The organism is Variovorax sp. Varisp46 (assembly GCF_059491885.1).
The window spans coordinates 4720077-4743174 of record NZ_CP168515.1 but is presented as its reverse complement, the minus strand read 5'-3'; the positions used below and the strand labels follow the sequence as shown (position 1 = coordinate 4743174).

Annotated in this window: 28 protein-coding genes; 23 read left to right on the top strand and 5 right to left on the bottom strand. The window is 64.4% G+C overall.

Features of this window, described 5'->3' with window-relative positions; genetic code table 11:
* The first annotated feature begins 77 nt into the window (after window positions 1-77).
* Window positions 78-539 (top strand): EVE domain-containing protein, encoded by a 462-nt coding sequence (locus ACEN9N_RS22470; protein WP_413315651.1) that lies wholly within the window; start codon window positions 78-80, stop codon window positions 537-539.
* Between the two features lie 5 nt (window positions 540-544).
* On the opposite strand, the gene ACEN9N_RS22465 is transcribed toward ACEN9N_RS22470, so the two are convergent.
* On the bottom strand, window positions 545-1198 hold the full coding sequence (locus ACEN9N_RS22465; protein WP_007829619.1) for a MarC family protein: 654 nt from the start codon (window positions 1196-1198) through the stop codon (window positions 545-547).
* Between the two features lie 2 nt (window positions 1199-1200).
* Complete coding sequence (locus tag ACEN9N_RS22460) at window positions 1201-1947, bottom strand: SDR family oxidoreductase (protein ID WP_007829617.1); 747 nt, start codon at window positions 1945-1947, stop codon at window positions 1201-1203.
* 73 nt (window positions 1948-2020) lie between these two features.
* Between ACEN9N_RS22460 and ACEN9N_RS22455 the strand changes: the two genes are divergently transcribed.
* Window positions 2021-2626, top strand: coding sequence for a 2-hydroxychromene-2-carboxylate isomerase (locus ACEN9N_RS22455; protein WP_007829614.1), 606 nt, complete (start codon window positions 2021-2023; stop codon window positions 2624-2626).
* Between the two features lie 50 nt (window positions 2627-2676).
* Entirely contained in the window at window positions 2677-3360 is a 684-nt protein-coding gene (locus ACEN9N_RS22450) for a dienelactone hydrolase family protein (RefSeq protein WP_007829612.1), read from the top strand.
* 18 nt (window positions 3361-3378) lie between these two features.
* Here the strand turns inward: ACEN9N_RS22450 and ACEN9N_RS22445 are convergent, their stop codons facing one another.
* A complete protein-coding gene (locus tag ACEN9N_RS22445) occupies window positions 3379-4284 on the bottom strand; it encodes a LysR family transcriptional regulator (RefSeq protein WP_413315653.1) in 906 nt (301 codons plus the stop codon).
* Between the two features lie 303 nt (window positions 4285-4587).
* Between ACEN9N_RS22445 and ACEN9N_RS22440 the strand changes: the two genes are divergently transcribed.
* Complete coding sequence (locus ACEN9N_RS22440; RefSeq protein WP_495654555.1) at window positions 4588-4953, top strand: DUF4148 domain-containing protein; 366 nt, start codon at window positions 4588-4590, stop codon at window positions 4951-4953.
* Window positions 4954-5044: 91 nt separating this feature from the next.
* Here the strand turns inward: ACEN9N_RS22440 and ACEN9N_RS22435 are convergent, their stop codons facing one another.
* Together ACEN9N_RS22435 and hemB are read right to left on the bottom strand one after the other, a co-directional pair.
* Entirely contained in the window at window positions 5045-6187 is a 1143-nt protein-coding gene (locus tag ACEN9N_RS22435; RefSeq protein WP_413315655.1) for a magnesium transporter CorA family protein, read from the bottom strand.
* Between the two features lie 11 nt (window positions 6188-6198).
* Window positions 6199-7185, bottom strand: a complete 987-nt coding sequence (hemB, locus tag ACEN9N_RS22430) for a porphobilinogen synthase (protein ID WP_413315660.1) — start codon at window positions 7183-7185, stop codon at window positions 6199-6201.
* Window positions 7186-7550: 365 nt separating this feature from the next.
* On the opposite strand from hemB, the gene ACEN9N_RS22425 reads away from it, so the two are divergent.
* The 19 genes from ACEN9N_RS22425 to rpsC all read left to right on the top strand — a co-directional run bounded on the left by ACEN9N_RS22425 (window position 7551) and on the right by rpsC (window position 23069).
* Window positions 7551-7979: a CopD family protein gene (locus ACEN9N_RS22425; protein WP_056522085.1), complete on the top strand. Its 429-nt coding sequence runs from the start codon at window positions 7551-7553 to the stop codon at window positions 7977-7979.
* Window positions 7980-7991: 12 nt separating this feature from the next.
* A complete protein-coding gene (locus tag ACEN9N_RS22420; RefSeq protein WP_413315656.1) occupies window positions 7992-9122 on the top strand; it encodes a VanZ family protein in 1131 nt (376 codons plus the stop codon).
* Window positions 9123-9166: 44 nt separating this feature from the next.
* On the top strand, window positions 9167-9520 hold the full coding sequence (locus ACEN9N_RS22415; RefSeq protein ID WP_495654554.1) for a (2Fe-2S) ferredoxin domain-containing protein: 354 nt from the start codon (window positions 9167-9169) through the stop codon (window positions 9518-9520).
* Window positions 9521-9556: 36 nt separating this feature from the next.
* Window positions 9557-10189, top strand: coding sequence for an alpha/beta hydrolase (locus tag ACEN9N_RS22410; RefSeq protein ID WP_413315658.1), 633 nt, complete (start codon window positions 9557-9559; stop codon window positions 10187-10189).
* Window positions 10190-10229: 40 nt separating this feature from the next.
* Complete coding sequence (locus ACEN9N_RS22405; protein ID WP_495654553.1) at window positions 10230-11399, top strand: D-alanyl-D-alanine carboxypeptidase family protein; 1170 nt, start codon at window positions 10230-10232, stop codon at window positions 11397-11399.
* 203 nt (window positions 11400-11602) lie between these two features.
* Entirely contained in the window at window positions 11603-11980 is a 378-nt protein-coding gene (gene rpsL / locus ACEN9N_RS22400; protein WP_013543948.1) for a 30S ribosomal protein S12, read from the top strand.
* 150 nt (window positions 11981-12130) lie between these two features.
* Window positions 12131-12604 (top strand): 30S ribosomal protein S7, encoded by a 474-nt coding sequence (gene rpsG / locus ACEN9N_RS22395; protein ID WP_007829591.1) that lies wholly within the window; start codon window positions 12131-12133, stop codon window positions 12602-12604.
* Between the two features lie 96 nt (window positions 12605-12700).
* Window positions 12701-14800: an elongation factor G gene (gene fusA / locus ACEN9N_RS22390; protein ID WP_007829590.1), complete on the top strand. Its 2100-nt coding sequence runs from the start codon at window positions 12701-12703 to the stop codon at window positions 14798-14800.
* Window positions 14801-14942: 142 nt separating this feature from the next.
* Window positions 14943-16136, top strand: a complete 1194-nt coding sequence (gene tuf, locus ACEN9N_RS22385) for an elongation factor Tu (protein ID WP_108143266.1) — start codon at window positions 14943-14945, stop codon at window positions 16134-16136.
* A gap of 21 nt (window positions 16137-16157) precedes the next feature.
* Complete coding sequence (gene rpsJ / locus ACEN9N_RS22380; RefSeq protein WP_007838118.1) at window positions 16158-16472, top strand: 30S ribosomal protein S10; 315 nt, start codon at window positions 16158-16160, stop codon at window positions 16470-16472.
* A 388-nt stretch (window positions 16473-16860) separates the two neighbouring features.
* Window positions 16861-18249 (top strand): hypothetical protein, encoded by a 1389-nt coding sequence (locus ACEN9N_RS22375; protein WP_495654552.1) that lies wholly within the window; start codon window positions 16861-16863, stop codon window positions 18247-18249.
* A 21-nt stretch (window positions 18250-18270) separates the two neighbouring features.
* Window positions 18271-18825 carry a hypothetical protein gene (locus tag ACEN9N_RS22370; protein WP_413316123.1) on the top strand — a complete coding sequence of 185 codons (555 nt, stop codon included), beginning with the start codon at window positions 18271-18273 and terminating at the stop codon, window positions 18823-18825.
* Between the two features lie 224 nt (window positions 18826-19049).
* Window positions 19050-19730 carry a 50S ribosomal protein L3 gene (gene rplC, locus ACEN9N_RS22365; protein ID WP_056589466.1) on the top strand — a complete coding sequence of 227 codons (681 nt, stop codon included), beginning with the start codon at window positions 19050-19052 and terminating at the stop codon, window positions 19728-19730.
* Entirely contained in the window at window positions 19730-20350 is a 621-nt protein-coding gene (gene rplD / locus ACEN9N_RS22360; RefSeq protein WP_007838126.1) for a 50S ribosomal protein L4, read from the top strand. The genes rplC and rplD overlap by 1 nt, the downstream gene beginning before the upstream one ends.
* On the top strand, window positions 20347-20682 hold the full coding sequence (gene rplW, locus ACEN9N_RS22355; protein ID WP_007838129.1) for a 50S ribosomal protein L23: 336 nt from the start codon (window positions 20347-20349) through the stop codon (window positions 20680-20682). Before rplD ends, rplW begins: the two co-directional genes overlap by 4 nt.
* A 2-nt stretch (window positions 20683-20684) precedes the next feature.
* Window positions 20685-21509, top strand: a complete 825-nt coding sequence (gene rplB / locus ACEN9N_RS22350) for a 50S ribosomal protein L2 (RefSeq protein ID WP_007838130.1) — start codon at window positions 20685-20687, stop codon at window positions 21507-21509.
* A 10-nt stretch (window positions 21510-21519) separates the two neighbouring features.
* Window positions 21520-21798 carry a 30S ribosomal protein S19 gene (rpsS, locus tag ACEN9N_RS22345; protein ID WP_007838132.1) on the top strand — a complete coding sequence of 93 codons (279 nt, stop codon included), beginning with the start codon at window positions 21520-21522 and terminating at the stop codon, window positions 21796-21798.
* Between the two features lie 9 nt (window positions 21799-21807).
* The gene (gene rplV, locus ACEN9N_RS22340; protein WP_007838134.1) at window positions 21808-22140 is read left to right on the top strand and encodes a 50S ribosomal protein L22; all 333 of its coding nucleotides are present in this window, start codon (window positions 21808-21810) and stop codon (window positions 22138-22140) included.
* Between the two features lie 17 nt (window positions 22141-22157).
* Complete coding sequence (gene rpsC / locus ACEN9N_RS22335; protein WP_007838135.1) at window positions 22158-23069, top strand: 30S ribosomal protein S3; 912 nt, start codon at window positions 22158-22160, stop codon at window positions 23067-23069.
* Window positions 23070-23098 lie beyond the last annotated feature (29 nt).

Genomic DNA, 23098 nt, shown 5'->3' with positions numbered 1-23098 from the left:
GCGGTGTTCCGCGATGAAGGCGCGCAGTCTGGTGCGGGTTTATATTTGCGGCGAATTCCTCCGGTGAAGAGACCGCAATGCCACAGTACTGGTTGATGAAATCCGAGCCCGACGAGGTCTCGATCGACGACGCGCTCGCCGCGCCCGATGCCACCGTAGCCTGGACCGGCGTGCGCAACTATCAGGCACGCAACTTCATGCGCGACGGCATGAAGGTCGGCGACGGCGTGCTGTTCTATCACTCGAGCTGCCCGGAGCCTGGCATCGCCGGCATCGCGCGGGTGGCCTCGGGCATCAAGCCCGATCCGACGCAGTTCGATGCGAAGTCGCCTTACTACGACGCGGCCTCGAAGAAGGACGATCCGCGCTGGCTGCTGGTGGATGTGCAGGCGCTGCGCAAGACGCGGCTGCTCTCGCTGCCCGAGCTGCGCGCCAGGCCCGAGCTGGCCGACCTGGTCGTGCTGCGCAAGGGCAACCGGCTGTCGATCACGCCGGTGGAGCCGGCGCACTGGAAGATCATCGAGAAGATGCTGGGCTGAATGAATCAGCCCACGCGCTGCAGGATCGGAAACAGCTTCCCCAGCCCATCGGCCATCACCTCTACCGCGAGCGCAGCGAGGATCAGCCCCATGAGCCGCGTCATGATGTTGATGCCCGTCTTGCCGAGCACGCGCGCAATGGGTTGCGCGAGCGAGAAGGCCACCGCGGTGGCCAGCGCGACCACCACGCCGTAGCCGACCAGCACCGCGAGTTCCCACAGGTGCTGCGTCTTGTCCGCGTAGATGACCACGGTGGAAATGGTGGCCGGCCCGGTGAGCAGCGGAATGGTGAGCGGCACCACCGCGATGGACGCGCCCATGGAGGCCTTCACTTCGGTGGCGCGCAGCTCCTCGACGTTGGTCTTGCTCTCGGCCGGCTTGGCATTCAGCATCGACAGCGAGCTCATGAGCAGCAGCAGGCCGCCGCCGACCTGGAAGCTCGCGATCGAGATGCCGAAGAAGGACAGCAGTTGCAGCCCGAGCAGCGCGCTCACCGCGATCACCACGAAAGCGCTGAAGGCCGACATGCGCACCGTGTGGCGGCGCTGCGCATCGCTGTAGCCCTGCGTGTAGTGGATGAAGAACGGCACGATGGCCAGCGGGTTGACGATGGCCACCAGCGTGACCAGCGGCTTGATCAGGTCCATCGAGGTGCTCATGGTCAGCGGCCTCCGGCGACGTCGAGCAGGGCCATGGTGGTGTAGCTGGCCTCGGCGGACAGCAGCCACAGGATGGCGCCCGCGATTTCCTCTGCGCTGCCGGTGCGCTGCATGGGCACGGTGGGCGCGAGATCGAAGGCGCGGTCCGGCATGCCGCCCGAGGCGTGGATCTCGGTATCGATCAGTCCGGGGCGCACTGCGTTCACGCGGATGCCTTCGGCCGCCACTTCCTTGGCCAGCCCGATGGTGAAGGTGTCGATGGCGCCCTTGCTCGCGGCGTAGTCGACGTACTGGTCGGGCGAGCCCAGCCGCGCGGCGGCGCTGGAGATGTTGACGATGGCGCCGCCCGCGCCGCCGTAGCGCGTGCTCATGCGCCGCACGGCCTCGCGCGCGCAGATGAAGCTGCCGATCACGTTGATGCGGAACATGCGCTCCAGCCGGGCCACGCTCATCTCGTCGACGCGTGCCTGCACGTCGACCACGCCGGCGTTGTTGACCAGCGCCGTCAGCCGGCCGAACCTCGCGTCGACCTTCTGGAACATGGCGAGCACCTGCGCCTCGTCGCCCACGTCGGCCTGCACGGCCATGGCGGTGCCGCCGCCCGCGCGGATGGTGCGCACCACCTCGTCGGCGGCCAGAGAGTTGCTGGCGTAGTTGACGGCCACCGCGTAGCCGCGCTGCGCGGCGAGCACGGCGGTGGCGGCGCCGATGCCGCGCCCGCCGCCCGTGATCAAGAGCACTTGGTCCAAAACCTACCTCCTGCAGAGAAACTGCGTGTCAGTTAAAACCGTTGGCTTGGATTACATCATCGGGGGCACGCGCATGAGCACCAACAGAACCATCGACTACTACTTTGCGCCACAGAGCCCATGGACTTATCTGGGGCATTCCCGCTTCGCGGCGATTGCCGCGGCCGCGGGTGCCGCGGTGCGCGTACGGCCCATCGACATGGGCAGCGTGTTCCCTGTGTCGGGCGGGTTGCCGCTGGGCAAACGCGCACCGCAGCGCCAGGCGTACCGGCTGGTCGACCTGGCGCGCTTCTCGCGCCACCTCGGCCTGCCGCTGAACACCCGGCCGAAGTTCTTTCCCGTGGCCAGCGACGATGCGGCCCGGCTCATCATCGCGGTCGACATGCACGACGGCACCGAGGCCGCCATGCGCATGTGCGCGGCGGTGTTCGCGGCCGTGTGGGTGCAGGAGCGCAACATCGGCGATCCGAAGGTGCTCGATTCGCTGGTCATCGAATGCGGGCTTTCGCCCAAGCGCGCCGAGCAGTCTCAGAGCCAGGCGGTGCAGGAGCGCTACGAGGCCTACACGCAGGAGGCCATCGACATCCAGGTGTTCGGCGCGCCGAGCTACGTGATCGACGGCGAGATCTTCTGGGGCCAGGACCGCCTCGACTTTGTCGAGCGGGCGCTGCGCCCTTGACCCCCGGGCATTCATTCATTCATCTATTTGCCATCAAGGAGCAAGACAACATGGGTCAATTCATCGATCTCAAGGCCAAGGACGGCTTCATCTTCCCCGCCTACGTGGCCGAGCCGGCGGGCAAGCCGCGCGGCGCGGTGGTCGTGGTGCAGGAAATCTTCGGCGTCAACTCGCACATCCGCGCGGTGGCTGACGGCTACGCGGCGGAGGGTTACCTCGCCGTGGCGCCGTCGACCTTCCACCGCGTCAAGCCCGGCGTCGAGCTGGGCTATTCGGACGACGACATGAAGAACGGCTTCGGCCTGAAAACGGCGGTCGAGGCGCTGCCGGCGCCGGGCGTGCTGCAGGACATCGAGGCGTCCATCGCCTACGCGTCGAAGGCCGGCAAGGTCGGCATCGTCGGCTACTGCTGGGGCGGCCTGCTGGTGTGGCGCGCAGCGGCGCTGCTGCCGGGCCTGGCAGCAGCGGCACCCTACTATGGCGGCGGCATGACCACGCCCGAGGAAACGGCACGCCAGCCCAAGGTGCCGGTGCTCGCGCATTTCGGCAACCAGGACCACTGGATTCCGCTGGACACCGTCGAGTCGTTCAAGAAGGCGCATCCGGAGGTGGAAGTGCACGTGTACCCGGTCGGCCACGGCTTCAACTGCGACCAGCGCGGCTCCTACGACGCCGACGCGGCAAAGCTCGCACGGGAACGCACGCTGGCGTTCTTTGCGAAGCACGTCGGCTGAGGCAGCGCCTCGGCGCCCTTACTTGCTTCTTCGCGCCGATTCCGGACCCACGCGCGTCTGCAGGAAGTCGAGCAGCGCGCGCAGCGCGGCGCTGTTGTGGCGCCGCTGCAGGTAGGCGGCCGACAGCCACATGTCCTTGCGCGCGTAGTCCTGCAGCACGGGCACGAGTTCGCCCTGGTCGAGGTGCGACTGCACGAGGATCGACGGCAGGTAGATCACGCCGAAGCCGTGCATCGCCACGCGGATCAGCGGCGCAGCCTCGGTGCAGTCCATGCGGCTCTTGACCTGCACGTCGAGCGGCGTGCCGTTCTCGTCGAAGCGCCACACCGGCTGCTGGCCCAGCAGCGAGAACGTCAGCGCGTCGTGGCCTGACAGGTCGCGCGGGTGCTCGGGCCTGCCGTGCTTCTTCCAGTAGATCGGCGAGGCGCAGACCACCATGTTCATCAGGCGCAGCTTGCGCACGATGAGGTTGGCGTCTTCCACCGGGCCGCTGCGCAGTTCGACGTCGATGCCTTCCTCGGCGAGGTCGACGGTGCGGTTGGTCAGCTGCAGGCTGATCGTCACGTCGGGGTAGTAGCGCATGAAGTCAGCCAGCAGGTTCGGAAACTCGCCGTTGCCCATGCCGTGCGGGGCCGAGATGCGCAGCCGGCCGCCGGGCTGGCTGGCGCGGTCCTGCAGTTCCGACTGGGTGAGCTCGACCATCTCGAGCACCGGCGTGCTGCGCTCCAGCAGCAGCTGGCCGGCGTCGGTGAGGCTCACGGAGCGCGTGGAGCGGTTGAGAAGACGCACGCCGAAGCGGGTTTCCAGCTCGGCCACGTACTTGCTGACGGTGGCCTTCGACATGTTGAGCCTCTTGGCCGCCTGGGAAAAACTGCCTTGCGAGGCGACTTCCCGAAAGGTTCTGATCAGGTCGAGACTGTCCATGTGAATGAGCCCATTGTTTCCGTTTTGGGAACGCGATGGTTCGATTCTCCGGGGTTTTTCTTAGTCGGCTCCCGCGACACTGTGGTTACGCCGACGTTGCCAGCCACGGCTGGGCCGTTCCGGAACCGGCCGCTTTCTTCTACTGGCGTGCCTTGATGCTCGCATTGTTTCAATAGAGGAAACACGGTGTCTCTGATCCGAGTGTTCTGGCAGTGCAGTTCGCCCGGAAACTCGCCGCACAGGCAAGCGAACCAGCAAGCCTGGTGGACGAACCATCCGACGAACACACTAGGAGAACTGAACATGAAGACCTCGCAAATCCTCGCCGCTGCCGCCCTGACCCTGCTTGCCGCCGTTGGCGCCCAAGCCGAAACCTACCAAGGCGTGAACACCTCCGTCTCGACCAAGAGCCGCGACGACGTCAACGCCGAAGCTGCACGCACCGCGTCGGCTCCGAACCAGAACGTCGTGCGCGGTTCGCGCGGTGCGGAAACCGTCGCCGTGTCGAAGGACCGTTCGATCGTCGAAGCCGAAGCCGTTCGCACCGCCTACGCTCCCGACCAGAACGTGAGTTCGGGTTCGCGCGTCAACAGCAAGGTCATCTCGACGATGGCCAACCCGGCTGACGCACTCCAGGCGCAGCAAGGTTCGGGCGCTATCGCCAAGTAATCGAAGCGGCCCCTCGGGGTTGCCCAAATGCAAAAAGGGCCACGCGAAAGCGTGGCCCTTTTTGCATTTTTGCCGCTGATATATAGGGGAGTCAGCGCGTGCGGGCGAGGTAGCGCTTGCGCCAGAAGATCAGCACCAGCAGCACGGCGATGACCAGCATCGACGTCATCGCGATCCAGAAACCGTCGGCCTTGTGCACCAGCGGGATGAACTCGAAGTTCATGCCGAAGATGCCCGCGATGAGGTTGAGCGGCAGGAACACGGCAGTGAGCACCGTCAGCACCCGCATGATGTCGTTGGCACGGTGGCCCTGCACGCTGAAGTGCATCTGCACCGCGGTTTCGGCGTTCTGCTCCAGCCGGTGCACGTGGTGCACCACGCGCTCGATGTGCTCGAGCACGTCGCGGCTGCGGATCATGATGAGTTCGCGCTCGCGCCGCTCGGTCTCGCCCTTGGGCACGGGCAGGGTCTCGAGCGAGTCGATCCAGTCCTGCATGGCGGCGCGTTGGTCCTCGCAGATCTCGTCCAGGTGGTGCAGCGACTGGCGCGCTTCCATCAGCGCCCCCCAATTGGTGAAGCGGCTGCGCGGGTCGATCAGCTCGGTCTGCCAGTGGTCGAGCTGCTTGGTGAGTTCGCGCCGCAGGTCGAGGTAGCCGTCGACGATCTGGTTGATCACGCGCAGCATCAGGTCGGAAGGGCTGGCCGGCACGCGGGCCGAGGTGGCGCGCACGTCGAGTGCTGGCGCGCCGCGGTCGTCGGGCGAGCCGGCCGCCAGCAGCCGCGCGGCGAAGGCGTCGCGCACCGCGCCGTCTTCCGGGTGCACCGACAGCAGCACGCGGTCGAACGCCGCGAAGCCGACCGGACGGGTGTCGACGCGGCGCAGCACGGGCGGGCCGCTGCGGGGCAGGCGCGGCGCCGCGCCACCCGCCGGGGCCTCCTGGCCCTGCCCGTTCCCGTTGGCAAGGCGCCGGAACACCAGCACGTCGTATTGGGACGTGTAGTCGTAGTGTGAAGGCAGCTGATCGTTGAGCAGGTCGGCCACGTGCAGGTCGACCAGCTGCGTGAGACACAAGGTCTGCAGGATCTGCTGCACCTCGGCCAGCGAAGTCCGAAATTCCTCGCGCGTGAGCGAGATCCACAGGTAGCCGCCTGCGCCACACGCGCCCGGCACAGTCAACGGCGTTAGTGCGGAGTGCTCGCTGACCTGCGAGCGATTGATTTCGAAGATGCGCATGCCGGTGCGCGCTACTTCTGGAGCAGGCGCGCGGCGTCGAGCGCGAAGTACGTCAGCACGCCGTCGGCGCCGGCACGCTTGAAGGCCAGCAGGCTTTCGAGCACCACGGCGTCGTGGTCGAGCCAGCCGTTCTGGGCGGCCGCCTTGAGCATCGCGTATTCGCCGCTCACCTGGTAGGCGAAGGTCGGCACGTGGAACTGGTCCTTCACGCGGCGCACGATGTCGAGGTAGGGCATGCCGGGCTTCACCATCACCATGTCGGCGCCCTCGGCGATGTCGATGGCCACTTCGCGCAGGGCCTCGTCGCTGTTGCCGGGGTCCATCTGGTAGACCTTCTTGTTGCTCTTGCCGAGCGTGGCGGCCGAGCCCACGGCGTCGCGGAAGGGGCCGTAGAAGGCGCTGGCGTACTTGGCGCTGTAGGCCATGATGCGCGTGTGCACGTCGCCGCGGGCCTCGAGCGCGGTGCGGATGGCGCCGATTCGGCCGTCCATCATGTCGCTGGGCGCCACAATGTCGACGCCGGCTTGCGATTGTGTGAGCGCCTGCTTCACCAGCACTTCAACGGTCGCATCGTTGAGGATGTAGCCGGTGTCGTCGAGCAGGCCGTCCTGGCCGTGGCTGGTGTAGGGGTCGAGCGCGACATCGGTCATCACGCCCAGTTCGGGGAAGCGCGCCTTGAGGGTGGCCACCACGCGGGGAATCAGCCCGTCGGGATTGAAGGCCTCGTCGCCGTTGGGTGTCTTGAGGCTGGCGTCGATCACCGGGAACAGCGCCATCACCGGGATGCCGGCGGCGACGCACTGCTCGGCCACGGGCAAGAGCAGGTCGAGGCTCAGGCGGTCCACGCCGGGCATCGAAGGCACGGCATCGCGGCGTTTTTCGCCTTCCTGCACGAACACCGGGTAGATCAGGTCGTTGGCCGTCAGCGCGTGCTCCCGCACGAGGTTGCGGGTGAAGGCATCGCGGCGCAGGCGCCGCGGCCGCCCGGCGGGGAACATGGCCAAGGGGGAAGATGATGACGTCATATATCCAAAATTGTGCCTGAAGCGACATTTCGCCGCGTCCGTTCGAAGGAGGCGGTTGTCTGACAACTACGGAAAATCGTAGAACCAAGGTTCTAAATTTTTGCCATAAATGTCAAAGAAAGTGCCTCAGTCGCTTGAAACCTTGTTTCGTCTTTGTTAAATTCTGAAGCGGGCGGCTTGCCGCTCCCCGCTTTTCCTCCCTGAGCGGGTGCCTTGATGTGTGACAGCAAAAGGGCTTCCCAGCCCGGCGTGAAGACGTCGGGCTTTTTTTTGCCCGCCGTGCGGAGGCACTGCCGCAAAAACCCGGGCCGGCGAGAGGGCGCCACTAAACTGCCGCCATGCTCTGGGTCAAATCTCTTCACATCGTCTTCATTGCAAGCTGGTTCGCGGGGTTGTTCTACCTGCCCCGGATCTTCGTCAATCTGGCGATGGTGCCGCCCGAGTCGGTGGCCGAGCGTGAACGGCTGCTGCTGATGGCGCGCAAGCTGATGCGGTTCACGACTTTCCTGGCAGTTCCGGCGCTCGGCTTCGGCCTGTGGCTCTGGCTGGGCTACGGCATCGGGCGCGGCCCGGGCAACGGGTGGATGCATGCCAAGCTGGCGCTGGTGCTGGTGGCCATCGGCTACCACCATGGCTGCGGCGTGCTGCTGCGCCGCTTCGTGGCGGGCGAGAACCGGCGTAACGACCGCTGGTTCCGCTGGTTCAACGAACTGCCGGTGCTGCTGCTGCTGGGTATCGTGATCCTGGTGGTCGTCAAGCCGTTCTGAAGCCCGGTGCACATGGTGGAGAGGCCGCACAAGTCAACCGCGCTCCCCCTGGCGCTCGCCTATGCGGCGCTGATCGTCTACGCCAGCCTTTATCCGTTCGCCGACTGGCGCGACCAGGGGATCGCGCCCTGGGCCTACCTGTCGGCGCCCTGGCCCAAGTACTGGACGGGTTTCGACTTCGCCGTCAACGTGGTGGGCTACATGCCCTTCGGATTCCTATGCGCCCTGGCGGCACTGCGCACGGGCCGGACCGCTGCCGTCTGGCATGCCGTGCTGCGAGCCGTCATAGCGGGTGCGGCGATCGCCTTCGCCATGGAGACGCTGCAGAGCTATCTGCCTGCGCGCATCCCTTCCAATGTGGACCTGGGGCTCAACACGACCGGCACCGTTCTCGGCGCGGTGCTGGCGGCGGGGCTGGAGCGGCTGGGCGCGGTTGCGCACTGGAGCCGCGCGCGTTCGCAGTGGTTCGTCGAGGAGTCGCGCGGCGCGCTGGTGCTGCTCGCGCTGTGGCCTTTCGCGCTGCTGTTTCCGGCCGCCGTCACCTTCGGGCTCGGGCAGGTGTTCGAGCGGCTCGAAGTGGCGATCTCCGAATGGCTGCTCGACACGCCCTTCATCGACTGGCTTCCGCTGCGGCAGTTCGAGCTCGAACCGCTGGTGCCCGCGGTGGAACTGCTGTGCGTGATGCTCGGCGCGCTGGTGCCGTGCCTGCTGGGCTACCTGGTGGCGCGCTCCATGGCCCAGCGCGCGGTCCTGCTGCCGCTGACGCTGCTGACCGGCGTCGCGGCCTCGGCGCTGTCGGCTGCATTGAGCTACGGGCCCGAGCACGCATGGGCATGGCTGGACCTGCCGGTGCAGGTCGGCATGGCCGCGGCCTTGTTCGCCGGCGTGTTGCTGCTTTTCGCACCGCGCCGCCTCTGCGCGGCACTGCTGCTGGTGGGGCTCGTGCTGCAGCTGAGCCTGCTGAACCAGGCGCCCGAGAGCGCGTACTTCGCCCAGACCTTGGCCACCTGGGAGCAGGGGCGCTTCATCCGCTTCCACGGACTGGCGCAGTGGCTCGGCTGGACTTGGCCATTTGCCGTGCTGGCGTATGTGGTGGCCGCCTTGTCGCGGCGGAGCCGGCCCGCCGCCGTCGCGACGGTCTGAGCGTCCGGGCCACGGCGCCGGGAGGCGGTCACTAAAATCTGCCGATGCCCAGTTCCTCTCCCGCCAAGCCGTCCGGCTATTACGGTCGCCACATCTTCTTCTGCCTCAACGAGCGCAAGAACGGCGAAGACTCCTGCGCCATGCACAACGCGCAGGAGGGCTTCGATCGCTGCAAGGCGAAGGTCAAGGAGCAGGGGCTCGCAGGGCCTGGCAAGGTGCGCGTCAACAAGGCCGGCTGCCTCGACCGCTGCGCGGGCGGGCCGGTGGCCGTGGTGTACCCCGAAGCCGTCTGGTACACCTTCGTCGACAGCGAGGACATCGACGAAATCATCGAGTCGCACCTGAAGAACGGCCAGGTCGTCGAGCGGCTGGTGCTGCCTCCCGATGTCGGACGCTGAACTTTTCCACCGGCTCTCCGCTCGTACCCTGCGCCAATGAACTCCCAGACCGAAAAGATCAGCCTCCAGGGCGCCGCCGGCGCGATCGAGGTTCAACGCGACCAGCCTGCCGGTGTTGCGCGCGGCATTGCCGTGATTGCCCATCCGCACCCGCTGTTCGGCGGCACGATGGACAACAAGGTGGTGCAGACGCTGGCGCGCGCTTTCGTCGCCTGCGGCTGGACCACTGTGCGCTTCAACTTCCGCGGAGTGGGTGCCAGCGAAGGCGTGCACGACGAGGGGCGCGGTGAGCTGGAAGACATGCTGAATGTCGTGGGCCAGCTGGCGTCCGAAGGTCCGTTGGCGATCGCCGGCTTTTCCTTCGGTGCCTTCGTCGCGAGCGGCGCCGCCGCAAGACTCTGGGCCGAACGCGACATCCGGCAGATCGTGCTGGTGGGCACGGCCGCCGCGCGCAACACCGTGGCCACGCTGCCGGCCGAGGCGCACGAGCGCATGCTGGTGGTTCATGGCGAAGCCGACGACACCGTGGCGCTCTCCGCCGTGATGGACTGGGCGCGGCCCCAGTCACTTCCTGTCACAGTCGTTCCCGGGGGCGGCCATTTCTTTCACGGACAATTGCCGCTGCTCAAAAGTCTCGTGGTCCGCCATCTGCGCGCGGACATCGCGTGAAAGCCTCGCAGGCTTGTTTTCGTCTCTTTCCGAACTCCCCATGAATCGTTTTCTTGGCGCGCTCCGCGCGCTGGTCCTTACCGCCGCTGCATCCGTCAGCCTGATCGCCGTCGCCCAGGTGCCGACGCCGCCCGAAATCGCCGCGCGCAGCTACCTGCTGCTCGACGTGACCGCGAACCAGATCCTGGCGCAGAAGGACATCGACAGCCCAGTCGAGCCGGCTTCGCTCACCAAGCTGATGTCGGCCTACGTGGTGTTCGACGCGCTGCGCGCCAAGAAGATCACGCTGACCCAGACGATGCCGGTCAGCCCGCGCGCATGGAAGATGCCCGGCTCGCGCATGTTCATCGACCCCAAGATGCAGGTGCCGGTGGAAGACCTGATCAAGGGCCTGATCGTGCAGTCCGGCAACGACGCCACGGTGGCGCTGGCCGAGGGCGTCGGCGGCACGGTGGAGCACTTCGTCGAAATGATGAACGCCCAGGCCAAGGCCCTGGGCATGAAGAACACCAGCTACAGGAACCCCGAAGGCCTGACGGCCCCCGGTCACACCACGACGGCCCGCGACCTGAGCATCCTGGCGACCCGCCTGGTGCGCGACTTCCCCGAGGAAGCCAAGTACTACGCCATCAAGAAGTACCGCTATCCGGGCACCCCGTCGACCAACGACACCAACCGAAACCTGCTGCTGTTCCGCGACCCGACCGTCGACGGCCTGAAGACCGGCCACACCGAAGCGGCTGGCTACTGCATGATCGCCACCGCCAAGCGCGACTTCCCGAACCTGACCGGTGGGCGCCGCCTGCTGTCGATCGTGCTGGGCACCACCGGCGAGACCGTGCGCGCCAACGAGTCGCAGAAGCTGCTGAACTGGGGTTACACGGCCTACGACGCGGTCCGCCTGTTCGACGCAAGCCAGCCGGCTGCCACTCCGGCCGTCTGGAAGGGCAAGGCCAACATCCTGAAGCTGGGCCGTCCGGAGGCCATCGTGGTCGCGGTGCCGGCCGGCACCGCCGCCAAGATCAAGACCCAGGTGTCGCGCCCCGATCCGCTGGTGGCTCCGTTCGCCAAGTACCAGCCCGTCGGTTCGCTCAAGGTCACCCTGGACGACCAGCCGGTCGCGGATGTGCCGCTGGTCGCCCTGGAGCCCGTCGAGCAGGCAGGGATATTCGGCCGAGCCTGGGATGCCGTGCGGCTCTGGATCAAGTAAATCAGTGGGATTGCAAGGCCGTCGGCGGCCAGCCGCCACGGCTGACCTTGCTGTTTCATGCTCGTTTGCTATACTCGTGGGCTTTTCGGAAATTTCCGAAGGGTTTCACGTTTTCGTTATTCCCGGCTTCCCTGCCTTGCGTCACGACAAGGACAAGGACGGTTTCACAGCCAAGGCCGGGGCGTTTTGGGACTAATTCATTCATGCCAACCATCAATCAACTGGTGCGTCAGGGTCGAACGGTCGAAAAGATCAATTCGAAGAGCCCTGCCATGCAGAACTCGCCGCAACGTCGCGGTGTCTGCACCCGCGTCTACACCACGACGCCAAAGAAGCCCAACTCGGCGCTTCGTAAAGTTGCCAAGGTCCGTCTGACCAATGGCTTCGAAGTCATCTCCTACATCGGCGGCGAAGGCCACAACCTGCAGGAACACAGCGTCGTGCTGGTTCGCGGCGGCCGTGTCAAGGACTTGCCCGGTGTGCGTTACCACATCGTGCGCGGTTCGCTCGACCTGCAAGGCGTGAAAGACCGCAAGCAGTCGCGTTCCAAGTACGGCGCGAAGCGTCCCAAGAAGGCTTAAGCCTTCCTGTTGTAAAAAAACAAGCGGTGTTCGATGGCCTTGGCGGGCTTGTCGAACGAAGTGACCCAATCCCGGGTCGAGTAAGTGAGAGTCCTGACTGGCTCTCGCGGTATCGGAAACGATGCCAACTGAAGCAAAGAGGTTAGAAAAATGCCACGTCGTCGCGAAGTCCCCAAACGTGAAATCCTGCCGGATCCCAAGTACGGCAATGTCGAGCTGTCCAAATTCATGAACGTGATCATGGAAGGCGGCAAGAAGGCTGTTGCCGAGCGCATCATCTACGGTGCCCTCGACTTCATCGAAAAGAAGAACCCGGACAAGGACCCTCTCGAGGCTTTCACCGTTGCCATCAACAACGTGAAGCCGATGGTCGAAGTGAAGTCGCGCCGCGTTGGCGGTGCGAACTACCAGGTACCGGTCGAAGTCCGTCCCGTCCGTCGCCTCGCCCTGTCGATGCGCTGGATCAAGGAAGCTGCCCGCAAGCGCGGTGAGAAGTCGATGGCCCTGCGTCTGGCCAACGAACTGATGGAAGCCACGGAAGGCCGTGGCGGCGCCATGAAGAAGCGCGACGAAGTGCACCGCATGGCAGAAGCCAACCGCGCATTCAGCCACTTCCGCTTCTAAAAATCAGACACAGCTTGGGCGTTGGATCTTGAGTGTCGGGCGATGTCGTCCGTACTCGAGAACCAGCGCTCAACGCATTTAACCCGAAAGTAAATCATGTCCCGCAAGACCCCCATCGAGCGCTACCGCAACATCGGTATCTCCGCGCACATTGACGCTGGCAAGACCACGACGACCGAACGTATCCTGTTCTACACCGGTGTGAACCACAAGATCGGTGAAGTGCACGACGGTGCCGCCACGATGGACTGGATGGAGCAAGAGCAAGAGCGTGGCATCACGATCACGTCGGCTGCCACCACCTGCTTCTGGAAGGGCATGGCTGGCAAGTTCGAAGAACACCGCATCAACATCATCGACACCCCCGGCCACGTGGACTTCACCATTGAAGTCGAGCGCTCGATGCGCGTGCTGGACGGCGCCGTCATGGTGTACGACGCCGTCGGCGGCGTGCAGCCCCAGTCGGAAACCGTCTGGCGCCAGGCCAACAAGTACAAGGTGCCCCGCCTCGCGTTCGTCAACAAGATGGACCGCACCGGCGCCGACTTCCTGCGCGTGCGCCAGATGATGGTCGATCGCCTGAAGGCCAACCCCGTCGTGATCCAGATCCCGATCGGTGCCGAAGAGCACTTCCAGGGCATCGTCGACCTCGTGAAGATGAAGGCCATCATCTGGGACGAAGACAAGGGCGTGACCTTCACCTACGGTGACATCCCCGCGAACCTGACCGATGTCTGCAACGAATACCGCGAAAAGCTCGTCGAAGCGGCTGCCGAAGCCAGCGAAGAGCTGATGAACAAGTACCTCGAAGGTAACGAGCTGACCGAGGAAGAAATCAAGAAGGCCATCCGCCAGCGCACCATCGCCGGCGAAATCCAGCCGATGCTTTGCGGCTCGGCCTTCAAGAACAAGGGCGTGCAGGCGATGCTCGACGCCGTCGTCGAATACATGCCGGCACCGACCGACATTCCGCCCGTCAACGGCACCGACGAAGACGAAGCGCCCGTCACCCGCAAGGCCGACGACAACGAGAAGTTCTCGGCCCTGGCATTCAAGCTGATGACCGACCCGTTCGTGGGCCAGCTGACCTTCGTGCGCGTCTACTCCGGCGTGCTGACCAAGGGCGACAGCGTCTACAACCCGGTGCGCGGCAAGAAGGAACGTATCGGCCGTATCGTGCAGATGCACGCGAACAACCGCGAAGAAGTCAATGAAATCCGCGCCGGCGACATCGCCGCCTGCGTGGGCCTGAAGGAAGTGACCACGGGCGAAACCCTGTGCGATCCCGCAGCCGTCGTGACGCTCGAGCGCATGGTGTTCCCGGAATCGGTGATCTCGCAGGCCGTCGAACCCAAGACCAAGGCCGACCAGGAAAAGATGGGCATCGCCCTGCAGCGCCTGGCTCAGGAAGACCCGTCGTTCCGCGTCAAGACCGACGAAGAATCGGGCCAGACCATCATCGCCGGCATGGGCGAGCTCCACCTCGAAATCATCGTGGACCGCATGAAGCGCGAATTCGGCGTGGAAGCGAACGTCGGCAAGCCGCAAGTGGCCTACCGCGAAACGATCCGCAAGACCGTCGAAGAAGCCGAAGGCAAGTTCGTTCGCCAGTCGGGCGGCAAGGGCCAGTACGGTCACGTGATCCTGAAGCTCGAGCCGCAGGAAGCGGGCAAGGGTTTCGAGTTCGTCGACGCCATCAAGGGCGGTGTGGTTCCTCGCGAATACATCCCCGCAGTGGAAAAGGGCGTTGTCGAAGCGCTGACGCAAGGCGTGCTGGCGGGCTACCCCGTCGTCGACGTCAAGGTCACGCTGCACTTCGGTTCGTACCACGACGTGGACTCGAACGAAATGGCGTTCAAGATGGCCGCGATCTTCGGTTTCAAGGAAGGCGCCCGCAAGGCCAGCCCCGTGATCCTGGAGCCGATGATGGCCGTGGAAGTCGAAACGCCCGAAGACTACGCCGGCAACGTGATGGGCGACCTGTCCTCACGCCGCGGCATGGTGCAGGGCATGGACGACATGATCGGTGGCGGCAAGTCCATCAAGGCCGAAGTGCCGCTGTCGGAAATGTTCGGCTACTCGACCACGCTGCGCTCGATGTCGCAAGGCCGTGCCACGTACACGATGGAGTTCAAGCACTACGCTGAAGCTCCGCGCAACGTTGCCGAAGCCATCGTGGCTGCTCGCGCAAAGTAAGTTTTCAAGAATGCAGGGCCGCGCAGTGCGTGGCCCTCGTTGTCTGCGATCCGGTGCCGCCACGTTCCCGTGCGAGGCGAACCAGCAATCGGATGCAGACATAAAACCAACACACGGGACATGCTCTTTCAAGGATTGAAAAATGGCAAAAGGTAAATTCACCCGCACCAAGCCGCACGTGAACGTGGGCACGATCGGTCACGTCGACCACGGCAAGACCACGCTGACGGCGGCGATCGCCACGGTGCTGTCGGCCAAGTTCGGCGGCGAAGCCAAGGCCTACGACCAGATCGATGCTGCGCCCGAAGAAAAGGCGCGCGGCATCACGATCAACACCGCGCACGTCGAGTACGAAACGGCCAACCGCCACTACGCACACGTCGACTGCCCCGGCCACGCCGACTACGTGAAGAACATGATCACCGGCGCCGCCCAGATGGACGGCGCCATCCTGGTGTGCTCGGCCGCTGACGGCCCGATGCCCCAGACCCGTGAGCACATCCTGCTGGCTCGCCAGGTGGGCGTGGGCTACATCATCGTGTTCCTGAACAAGTGCGACATGGTCGACGACAAGGAACTGCTCGAGCTGGTCGAAATGGAAGTCCGCGAACTCCTCGACAAGTACGAATTCCCCGGCGATGACACCCCCATCATCCACGGCTCGGCCAAGCTCGCCCTCGAAGGCGACAAGGGCGAGCTGGGCGAAGGCGCCATCATGAAGCTGGCCGAAGCCCTTGACACCTACATCCCGACGCCCGAGCGCGCCGTGGACGGCACCTTCCTGATGCCCGTGGAAGACGTGTTCTCGATCTCGGGTCGCGGCACCGTCGTGACCGGCGCTGTCGAGCGCGGCGTGATCAAGGTCGGCGAAGAAATCGAAATCGTCGGTATCCGCCCGACCGTCAAGACCACCTGCACCGGCGTGGAAATGTTCCGCAAGCTGCTGGACCAGGGCCAGGCTGGCGACAACGTCGGCGTGCTGCTGCGCGGCACGAAGCGCGAAGAAGTCGAGCGCGGCCAAGTGCTGTGCAAGCCCGGCTCGATCAAGCCGCACGTGCACTTCACCGCCGAGGTGTATGTCCTGTCGAAGGACGAAGGCGGCCGTCACACGCCGTTCTTCAACAACTACCGTCCGCAGTTCTACTTCCGCACGACGGACGTGACCGGCGCGATCGAGCTGCCCAAGGACAAGGAAATGGTCATGCCCGGCGACAACGTCAGCATCACCGTGAAGCTGATCAACCCGATCGCGATGGAAGAAGGCCTGCGCTTCGCCATCCGCGAAGGCGGCCGCACCGTGGGTTCGGGCGTCGTGGCGAAGATCCTCGACATCTAAGCCGGACGCAAAGGAATCACCATGGCTACCAAGCAAAAAATCCGCATCCGCCTGAAGGCATTCGACTACAAGCTGATCGACCAGTCGGCCGCTGAAATCGTGGACACCGCCAAGCGCACCGGCGCGATCGTCAAGGGCCCCGTGCCCCTGCCGACCCGCATGAAGCGCTTCGACATCCTGCGTTCGCCGCACGTCAACAAGACGTCGCGCGACCAGCTGGAAATCCGCACGCACCAGCGCCTGATGGACATCGTCGACCCGACCGACAAGACCGTGGACGCGCTGATGAAGCTCGACCTGCCGGCCGGCGTGGACGTCGAAATCAAGCTGCAGTAATCCATTCGGCTTCGCGCCGCGGTTACTGACGAAGCCCGCCTGCAGAAATGCAGGCGGGCTTTGTTTTTTGTCTCACGAATGTGGCATCCTCGCCGGTCTGCGGCCCCCATGGGGCGGGGCGCAATGCAGCTGAAACGAGGGCAGCACAGCTATGAGACAAGGCATCTCTTTTGCGTCGGGTTTGATGGCGTGCATCACGGCGGCGTTGTTGGCCGCTTGCGGCGGTGGAGGAGGAGGGGGCGGTGGGGGCCTTCCCGTGCTGTCCCTGCCTCCTGCGGCAACAGGAGGCGGCGGTGGTGATGTGCCCGTGCCTCCTGTGGCAACGACGCAAGTCGCTTTGAGCGGTACGACTACCTATGAGTTTGTACCCAATCCGAATGGCCCTCTCGTGTACGCCGACACCTCGGTCAAGCCGGTGCGTGGCGCTTTTGTCGAAGTGCTCGATGCCACCAGCGGCAGCCAGCTGGCCACGACCTCCACAGACGACAGCGGCGCCTATGCTGTGACCGTTCCGGCGAACACGGCTGTCATCGTACGGGTGCGGGCCCAATTGACCCGCACCGGCTCGGCGCCGAGCTGGGACGTCACCGTGCGCGACAACACCCGGTCGAACGCGATCTATTCCATGCAGTCGTCAGCGTTCTCCACGGGAGGTGCGGCACTCACCCGCGATCTGCGCGCCGGCAGCGGCTGGGGTGGATCGAGCTACACCAGCCAGCGCGTGTCCGGGCCGTTCGCCGTGATGGACACGATCTACACCGCGATGCAGAAGGTGCTGTCGGTGGCGCCGGCGACGGCGTTTCCGTCGCTGAAGGTGTTCTGGAGCGTCAACAACACGAACCACAGCGGAAGCATCGCGCTGGGACAGATCGGCACCACGTTCTTCGTCGGCAGGAGTTCGGGGGCGGAAATCTATGTGCTCGGCAAGGAGGATGTGGACACCGACGAATTCGATGCGCCGGTGATCGCGCACGAGTGGGGGCACTACTACCAGGCCTCCTTCAGCCGGGATGATTCGACGGGCGGCGCCCATTCCACGAGCGAGCTCATCGATCGTCGGCTTGCCTTCTCCGAAGGATGGGGCAATGGCTGGTCAGGCATCGCGCTGGGGCGGAGCAACTATGTCGATTCGGGTGGGCCCGGCCAAGCCCAGGGCGGCAGTCTCGACCTTACGAGGGGGCCGGCATCCAACCCGGGCTGGTTCCGCGAATCCTCGATCCAGTCGATCTTCTGGAATCTCAACCAGCAGGTCGGGTTCAAGCCGATCCACGACACGATGACAGGATTCCAGTTCCGCAGTGGTGCACCGGTCACGTCGATCCATCCGTTCGCGGCGGCCTTCAATGCGACGGCGCCAGGCAATGCGCAGGCGCTGGCCTCGCTGCTGGCGGGGCAGAACATTGCGGGCGGCAGCGATGCCTATGGCTCATCGGAAAGCAATGATGGCGGCTTGCCGATCGTGCTGCCGATGTACAAGTCGGCAGCGATCGGCGGCTCGATTACACAAGCTTGTGTGACGAATGCCGCCGATCCGCAGCGCGATGGCAACAAGCTGGGCAGCTTTGCGTACTTGAGGTTTACGGCTCCGGCCAGCCGCAGTTACCAGTTCGTGGTCTCCCCGCCGGTGGGTGCCAGCGCCAATTTCGCGATCTATAAAGGTGGTGTGGTGAGCCGCAATACCAGTTCGGTCAACCTTTCGGCCGGCGACTATGTCCTGGTTGTCAACGATCTCAATAACTCCGCTGCTAGCACGTGTTTCAACGTAACCATTCAATAAATAGCAGTGAGGAAGGCCACCATGAACCCCCGTTCCAGCTCGATGATTGCCGCTGCGGCATGGCTGACGCTCGCTGCCATGTCGGCGCCGGTTTTCGCGGACGGCGTGCCCACGCCCCGAGCGGCCAAGCACGCTGCTTCTTCGCGCCATGCGGCCATGACGGTCGCGGCGCGCAAGCCCAATGATTCCGGTGTCGTGATCCAGTACAGGGTCGACGGCAGGGCCCAGATCGGCCGGCCGGTTTCTGTCGTTCTGCAGTTCGACGGCGTGAGCGATCCGGCCGGGGCCACCGCGCGCCTGACGACGGATGCCGGCCTGACCCTGACGACGAGCAGCAGCCTGGCTCTCCCGGCCGGCCAGCGTACGACCGCCACCGCCACGGTGACGAGCGACCGCGAGGGCCTTGCCTACCTGAACGTCTTTGTCACGCAGAACGGCGCCATGAGCATCGTCGCGATCCCTGTGCAGACCGGATCGGCGGTGCCGGCCATGAAGGGCGCCGGCGAGGTGAAATCGTCCGACGAGGGCGAAAAGATCATCTCCTTGCCCGCCAAAGAGCCAAAAGAGCCCAAATAGGGCCCAAATAGGGCCCCAAACGGGCGCAACAATCGTCCTTGCAATGGGCCCGCATCGCGGGCTATAATCGCTGGCTCTGCCCTTGGTGCGTCCATGCGGGCGTAGTTCGGGCAGAGATTTATCAACCTTCTTTCGCAGGCCGGGAACCTTGGGGAATCGGCCAAACGCTGTCGCCAATTGAAGTGGCAGCGGCGAAGGAAGTCTTCCATTTTTGGAGAAAACAAATGAGTCTGAGCAACTCCCTCGGGTTGCTGGGCCGCAAGGTGGGGATGATGCGTCTCTTCACCGATGACGGGGACGCAGTTCCTGTCACGGTGGTGGATGTGTCCAACAACCGTGTGACCCAGATCAAGTCCCAAGAGACCGATGGCTACGTCGCCCTGCAGGTGACGTTCGGTTCGCGCAAAGCATCGCGCGTGACCAAGCCCGAAGCCGGCCACCTCGCCAAGGCGGGTGTCGAAGCTGGCGAAATCATCCAGGAATTCCGCGTTACCGCAGATACCGCAGGTCAGCACAAGGCTGGCGGCGTGATCGCGGCCAGCAGCGTGTTTTCCGTGGGCCAGAAGGTGGACGTGCAAGGCACTTCCATCGGCAAGGGCTACGCTGGCACGATCAAGCGTCACAACATGAGCTCGCAACGCGCGTCGCACGGTAACAGCCGTTCGCACAACGTTCCCGGCTCGATCGGCATGGCACAAGACCCCGGTCGCGTGTTCCCCGGCAAGCGCATGACGGGCCACCTCGGCGACGTCACGCGCACGACGCAAAACCTCGACGTGTTCCGCATCGACGAAGCACGTCAACTGCTGCTCATCAAGGGCGCGATTCCGGGTTCGAAGGGTGGCTTCGTCACCGTGCGTCCCGCCATCAAGGCCAAGCCGCAAGCGGCTGAAGGAGCGAAGTAATGGAACTCGAACTCCTGAACGAACAAGGCCAGGCCGCGTCGAAGTACGACGCCCCCGAGACCGTGTTCGGCCGTGACTACAACGAAGACCTGGTCCACCAGATCGTCGTTGCGTTCCAGGCCAACGCCCGCCAAGGCACGCGCGCCCAGAAGGACCGCGAGCAGGTCAAGCACTCGACCAAGAAGCCTTTCAAGCAAAAGGGAACGGGCCGCGCCCGTGCCGGTATGACGTCCTCGCCGCTGTGGCGCGGGGGTGGCCGGATCTTCCCGAACATGCCTGACGAAAACTTCTCGCAGAAGATCAACAAGAAGATGTACCGCGCTGGCATGGCCGCCATCTTCTCGCAGCTCGCTCGCGAAGGCCGTTTAGCCGTGGTGGATTCGCTGACCGTGGATTCGCCCAAGACGAAGCCGCTGGCAGCCCGTTTCAAGGCAATGAATCTCGAGTCCGTGCTCGTGATCGCCGAAGAAGTCGACGAAAACCTGTACCTTGCCTCGCGCAATCTGGTGAACGTTCTCGTGGTCGAACCCCGCTACGCCGATCCGGTGTCGTTGGTTCACTACAAGAAGGTGCTGGTCACCAAGGGTGCCGTCGACAAGCTCAAGGAGATGTTCGCATGAGCCGCGTGAACCCTACCGCCGCTGAACGTACGTTCGAAGAAGGCCGCCTGATGGCGGTGCTGGTCGCCCCGATCGTGTCCGAAAAGGCCACGATGGTCGGCGAGAAGTCGAACGCTGTCACTTTCAAGGTGCTGCAAGACGCCACCAAGCCCGAGATCAAGGCCGCTGTCGAACTGATGTTCAAGGTCGAAGTCCAGGGCGTGTCGGTGCTCAACACCAAGGGCAAGACCAAGCGCTTTGGCAAGTCCATCGGCCGCCGCGACAACGTTCGCAAGGCCTATGTGACCCTGAAGCCCGGTCAAGAGCTCAACCTCGTCGGGGAAGGCGCTTAATCATGGCCGTCATCAAGATGAAACCCACTTCGCCGGGCCAACGCGGCGCGGTGAAGATCTCGCGTGACCACCTGTTCAAGGGTGCTCCTCACGCTCCCCTGCTGGAACCCCAGTTCCAGAAGGCCGGCCGCAACAACAACGGCCACATCACGATCCGTCATCGTGGCGGCGGTGCCAAGCACCACTACCGCGTTGTCGACTTCGTACGCAACAAGGACGGCATCCCGGCCAAGGTCGAACGCATCGAGTACGACCCGAACCGCACCGCCCACATCGCCCTGGTGTGCTACGCCGACGGCGAGCGCCGCTACATCATCGCCCCGCGCGGTCTGGAAGCTGGTGCAACGCTGCTGTCGGGCGCTGAAGCCCCGATCCGCGCCGGCAACACCCTGCCGATCCGCAACATTCCGGTCGGCTCGACGATCCACTGCATCGAACTGCAACCCGGCAAGGGCGCGCAGATCGCGCGTTCGGCCGGCACGTCGGCCACGCTGCTGGCTCGCGAAGGCGTCTACGCCCAGGTCCGCATGCGTTCGGGTGAGGTGCGCCGCATCCACATCGAATGCCGTGCAACCATCGGCGAAGTGGCCAACGAAGAGCACAGCCTGCGCCAACTCGGCAAGGCCGGTGTGAAGCGTCACATGGGTATCCGCCCGACCGTTCGCGGCGTGGTGATGAACCCGGTCGACCACCCGCACGGTGGTGGCGAAGGCAAGACTGGCGAAGGCCGCCACCCTGTCGACCCATGGGGCAATCTGACCAAGGGCTATCGCACCCGTAACAACAAGCGCACGCAGGTCTTCATCGTGTCGCGTCGCAAGAAGTAAGGGATAGCCAATGACTCGCTCTCTCAAAAAGGGTCCTTTCGTCGACCATCACCTCGTGGCCAAGGCCGACAAGGCCGTGACGACCAAGGACAAGAAGCCGATCAAGACTTGGTCGCGCCGCTCGATGGTTCTGCCCGAGTTCATCGGTCTGACCATCGCTGTGCACAACGGCAAGCAACACGTGCCCGTGTACATCACCGACCAGATGGTCGGCCACAAGCTCGGCGAATTTGCGCTCACGCGTACGTTCAAGGGGCACCCCGCGGACAAAAAAGTCCAGAAGAAGTAAGGAACGACCATGTCTGAAACACGTGCAGTCCTCCGCGGTGTCCGCCTGTCGGTCGACAAGGGCCGTCTGGTCGCGGACCTGATCCGCGGCAAGAAGGTCGATCAAGCGCTCAACGTTCTGCAATTCACGCAGAAAAAGGCCGCTGTGATCATCAAGAAGGTGCTCGAGTCGGCCATCGCCAACGCCGAGCACAACGACGGTGCCGACATCGACGAGCTGAAGGTCAAGACCATCTACGTCGAGCAAGGTGCAACGCTCAAGCGTTTCACCGCTCGGGCCAAGGGTCGCGGCAATCGCATCAGCAAGCCCACGTGCCATGTGTACGTGACGGTCGGCAACTAAGAAGGCCTGGAAGAAATATGGGACAGAAAATCCACCCAACCGGGTTCCGCCTTGCGGTCACCCGTAACTGGTCCAGCCGCTGGTACGCAAGCGACCGCGATTTCGCGGGCATGCTGGCCGAAGACATCAAGGTTCGCGAATACCTGAAGAAGAAGCTGAAGAACGCTTCGGTCTCGCGCGTCATGATCGAACGTCCCGCCAAGAACGCACGCATCACGATCTACTCGGCACGTCCGGGCGTCGTGATCGGCAAGAAGGGCGAAGACATCGAGAACCTCAAGCGCGAACTGGGCAAGCAGCTCGGTGTGCCGGTTGCAGTCAACATCGAAGAAGTGCGCAAGCCCGAAATCGATGCGCAGCTGATCGCCGACAGCATCACGCAGCAGCTCGAAAAGCGGATCATGTTCCGCCGCGCCATGAAGCGCGCCATGCAGAACGCCATGCGTCTGGGTGCCCTGGGCATCAAGATCATGTCGGCTGGCCGCCTGAACGGCATCGAAATCGCGCGTACCGAGTGGTACCGCGAAGGCCGCGTGCCGCTGCACACCCTGCGCGCCGACATCGACTATGGCACCTCGGAAGCCAAGACCACCTACGGCGTCATCGGCGTCAAGGTCTGGGTCTACAAGGGCGACACGCTGGGTCGTAACGACCTGCCGGCCGTCGAAACGCCGCGTCCCGAAGAAGAACGTCGTCCGCGCGGTCCGCGCCGCGATGGCCGCCCGGGTGGCGACCGTCCGGGTTCGGACCGTCGTGGTCCCGGCCCGCGCGCCGGTGCCCGTGGCCCGATCGGTGGCAACACCGCTCCGGCCGATGGCAGCGACAAGCCTGCAGAAGCAACCGGCGGTGCCGGTGACTCGAAACCCGCCGTTAAGCGCGTCCGCAAAGCCGCGCCAGCTGCAGCAGCTGACGGTGCCAAGACCGAGTGATCGGTCTTAGAACTACGGAGTAACAAAAC

Excerpts from the sequence above, each read along its gene's own strand:
- ACEN9N_RS22470 (WP_413315651.1), top strand. The coding sequence starts at position 78 with ATGCCACAGTACTGGTTGATGAAATCCGAGCCCGACGAGGTCTCGATC.
- ACEN9N_RS22465 (WP_007829619.1), bottom strand. The coding sequence starts at position 1,198 with ATGAGCACCTCGATGGACCTGATCAAGCCGCTGGTCACGCTGGTGGCC.
- ACEN9N_RS22455 (WP_007829614.1), top strand. The coding sequence starts at position 2,021 with ATGAGCACCAACAGAACCATCGACTACTACTTTGCGCCACAGAGCCCA.
- ACEN9N_RS22450 (WP_007829612.1), top strand. The coding sequence starts at position 2,677 with ATGGGTCAATTCATCGATCTCAAGGCCAAGGACGGCTTCATCTTCCCC.
- ACEN9N_RS22445 (WP_413315653.1), bottom strand. The coding sequence starts at position 4,284 with ATGGACAGTCTCGACCTGATCAGAACCTTTCGGGAAGTCGCCTCGCAA.
- ACEN9N_RS22440 (WP_495654555.1), top strand. The coding sequence starts at position 4,588 with ATGAAGACCTCGCAAATCCTCGCCGCTGCCGCCCTGACCCTGCTTGCC.
- ACEN9N_RS22435 (WP_413315655.1), bottom strand. The coding sequence starts at position 6,187 with ATGCGCATCTTCGAAATCAATCGCTCGCAGGTCAGCGAGCACTCCGCA.
- hemB (WP_413315660.1), bottom strand. The coding sequence starts at position 7,185 with ATGTTCCCCGCCGGGCGGCCGCGGCGCCTGCGCCGCGATGCCTTCACC.
- ACEN9N_RS22425 (WP_056522085.1), top strand. The coding sequence starts at position 7,551 with ATGCTCTGGGTCAAATCTCTTCACATCGTCTTCATTGCAAGCTGGTTC.
- ACEN9N_RS22420 (WP_413315656.1), top strand. The coding sequence starts at position 7,992 with ATGGTGGAGAGGCCGCACAAGTCAACCGCGCTCCCCCTGGCGCTCGCC.
- ACEN9N_RS22415 (WP_495654554.1), top strand. The coding sequence starts at position 9,167 with ATGCCCAGTTCCTCTCCCGCCAAGCCGTCCGGCTATTACGGTCGCCAC.
- ACEN9N_RS22410 (WP_413315658.1), top strand. The coding sequence starts at position 9,557 with ATGAACTCCCAGACCGAAAAGATCAGCCTCCAGGGCGCCGCCGGCGCG.
- ACEN9N_RS22405 (WP_495654553.1), top strand. The coding sequence starts at position 10,230 with ATGAATCGTTTTCTTGGCGCGCTCCGCGCGCTGGTCCTTACCGCCGCT.
- rpsL (WP_013543948.1), top strand. The coding sequence starts at position 11,603 with ATGCCAACCATCAATCAACTGGTGCGTCAGGGTCGAACGGTCGAAAAG.
- rpsG (WP_007829591.1), top strand. The coding sequence starts at position 12,131 with ATGCCACGTCGTCGCGAAGTCCCCAAACGTGAAATCCTGCCGGATCCC.
- fusA (WP_007829590.1), top strand. The coding sequence starts at position 12,701 with ATGTCCCGCAAGACCCCCATCGAGCGCTACCGCAACATCGGTATCTCC.
- tuf (WP_108143266.1), top strand. The coding sequence starts at position 14,943 with ATGGCAAAAGGTAAATTCACCCGCACCAAGCCGCACGTGAACGTGGGC.
- rpsJ (WP_007838118.1), top strand. The coding sequence starts at position 16,158 with ATGGCTACCAAGCAAAAAATCCGCATCCGCCTGAAGGCATTCGACTAC.
- ACEN9N_RS22370 (WP_413316123.1), top strand. The coding sequence starts at position 18,271 with ATGAACCCCCGTTCCAGCTCGATGATTGCCGCTGCGGCATGGCTGACG.
- rplC (WP_056589466.1), top strand. The coding sequence starts at position 19,050 with ATGAGTCTGAGCAACTCCCTCGGGTTGCTGGGCCGCAAGGTGGGGATG.
- rplD (WP_007838126.1), top strand. The coding sequence starts at position 19,730 with ATGGAACTCGAACTCCTGAACGAACAAGGCCAGGCCGCGTCGAAGTAC.
- rplW (WP_007838129.1), top strand. The coding sequence starts at position 20,347 with ATGAGCCGCGTGAACCCTACCGCCGCTGAACGTACGTTCGAAGAAGGC.
- rplB (WP_007838130.1), top strand. The coding sequence starts at position 20,685 with ATGGCCGTCATCAAGATGAAACCCACTTCGCCGGGCCAACGCGGCGCG.
- rpsS (WP_007838132.1), top strand. The coding sequence starts at position 21,520 with ATGACTCGCTCTCTCAAAAAGGGTCCTTTCGTCGACCATCACCTCGTG.
- rplV (WP_007838134.1), top strand. The coding sequence starts at position 21,808 with ATGTCTGAAACACGTGCAGTCCTCCGCGGTGTCCGCCTGTCGGTCGAC.
- rpsC (WP_007838135.1), top strand. The coding sequence starts at position 22,158 with ATGGGACAGAAAATCCACCCAACCGGGTTCCGCCTTGCGGTCACCCGT.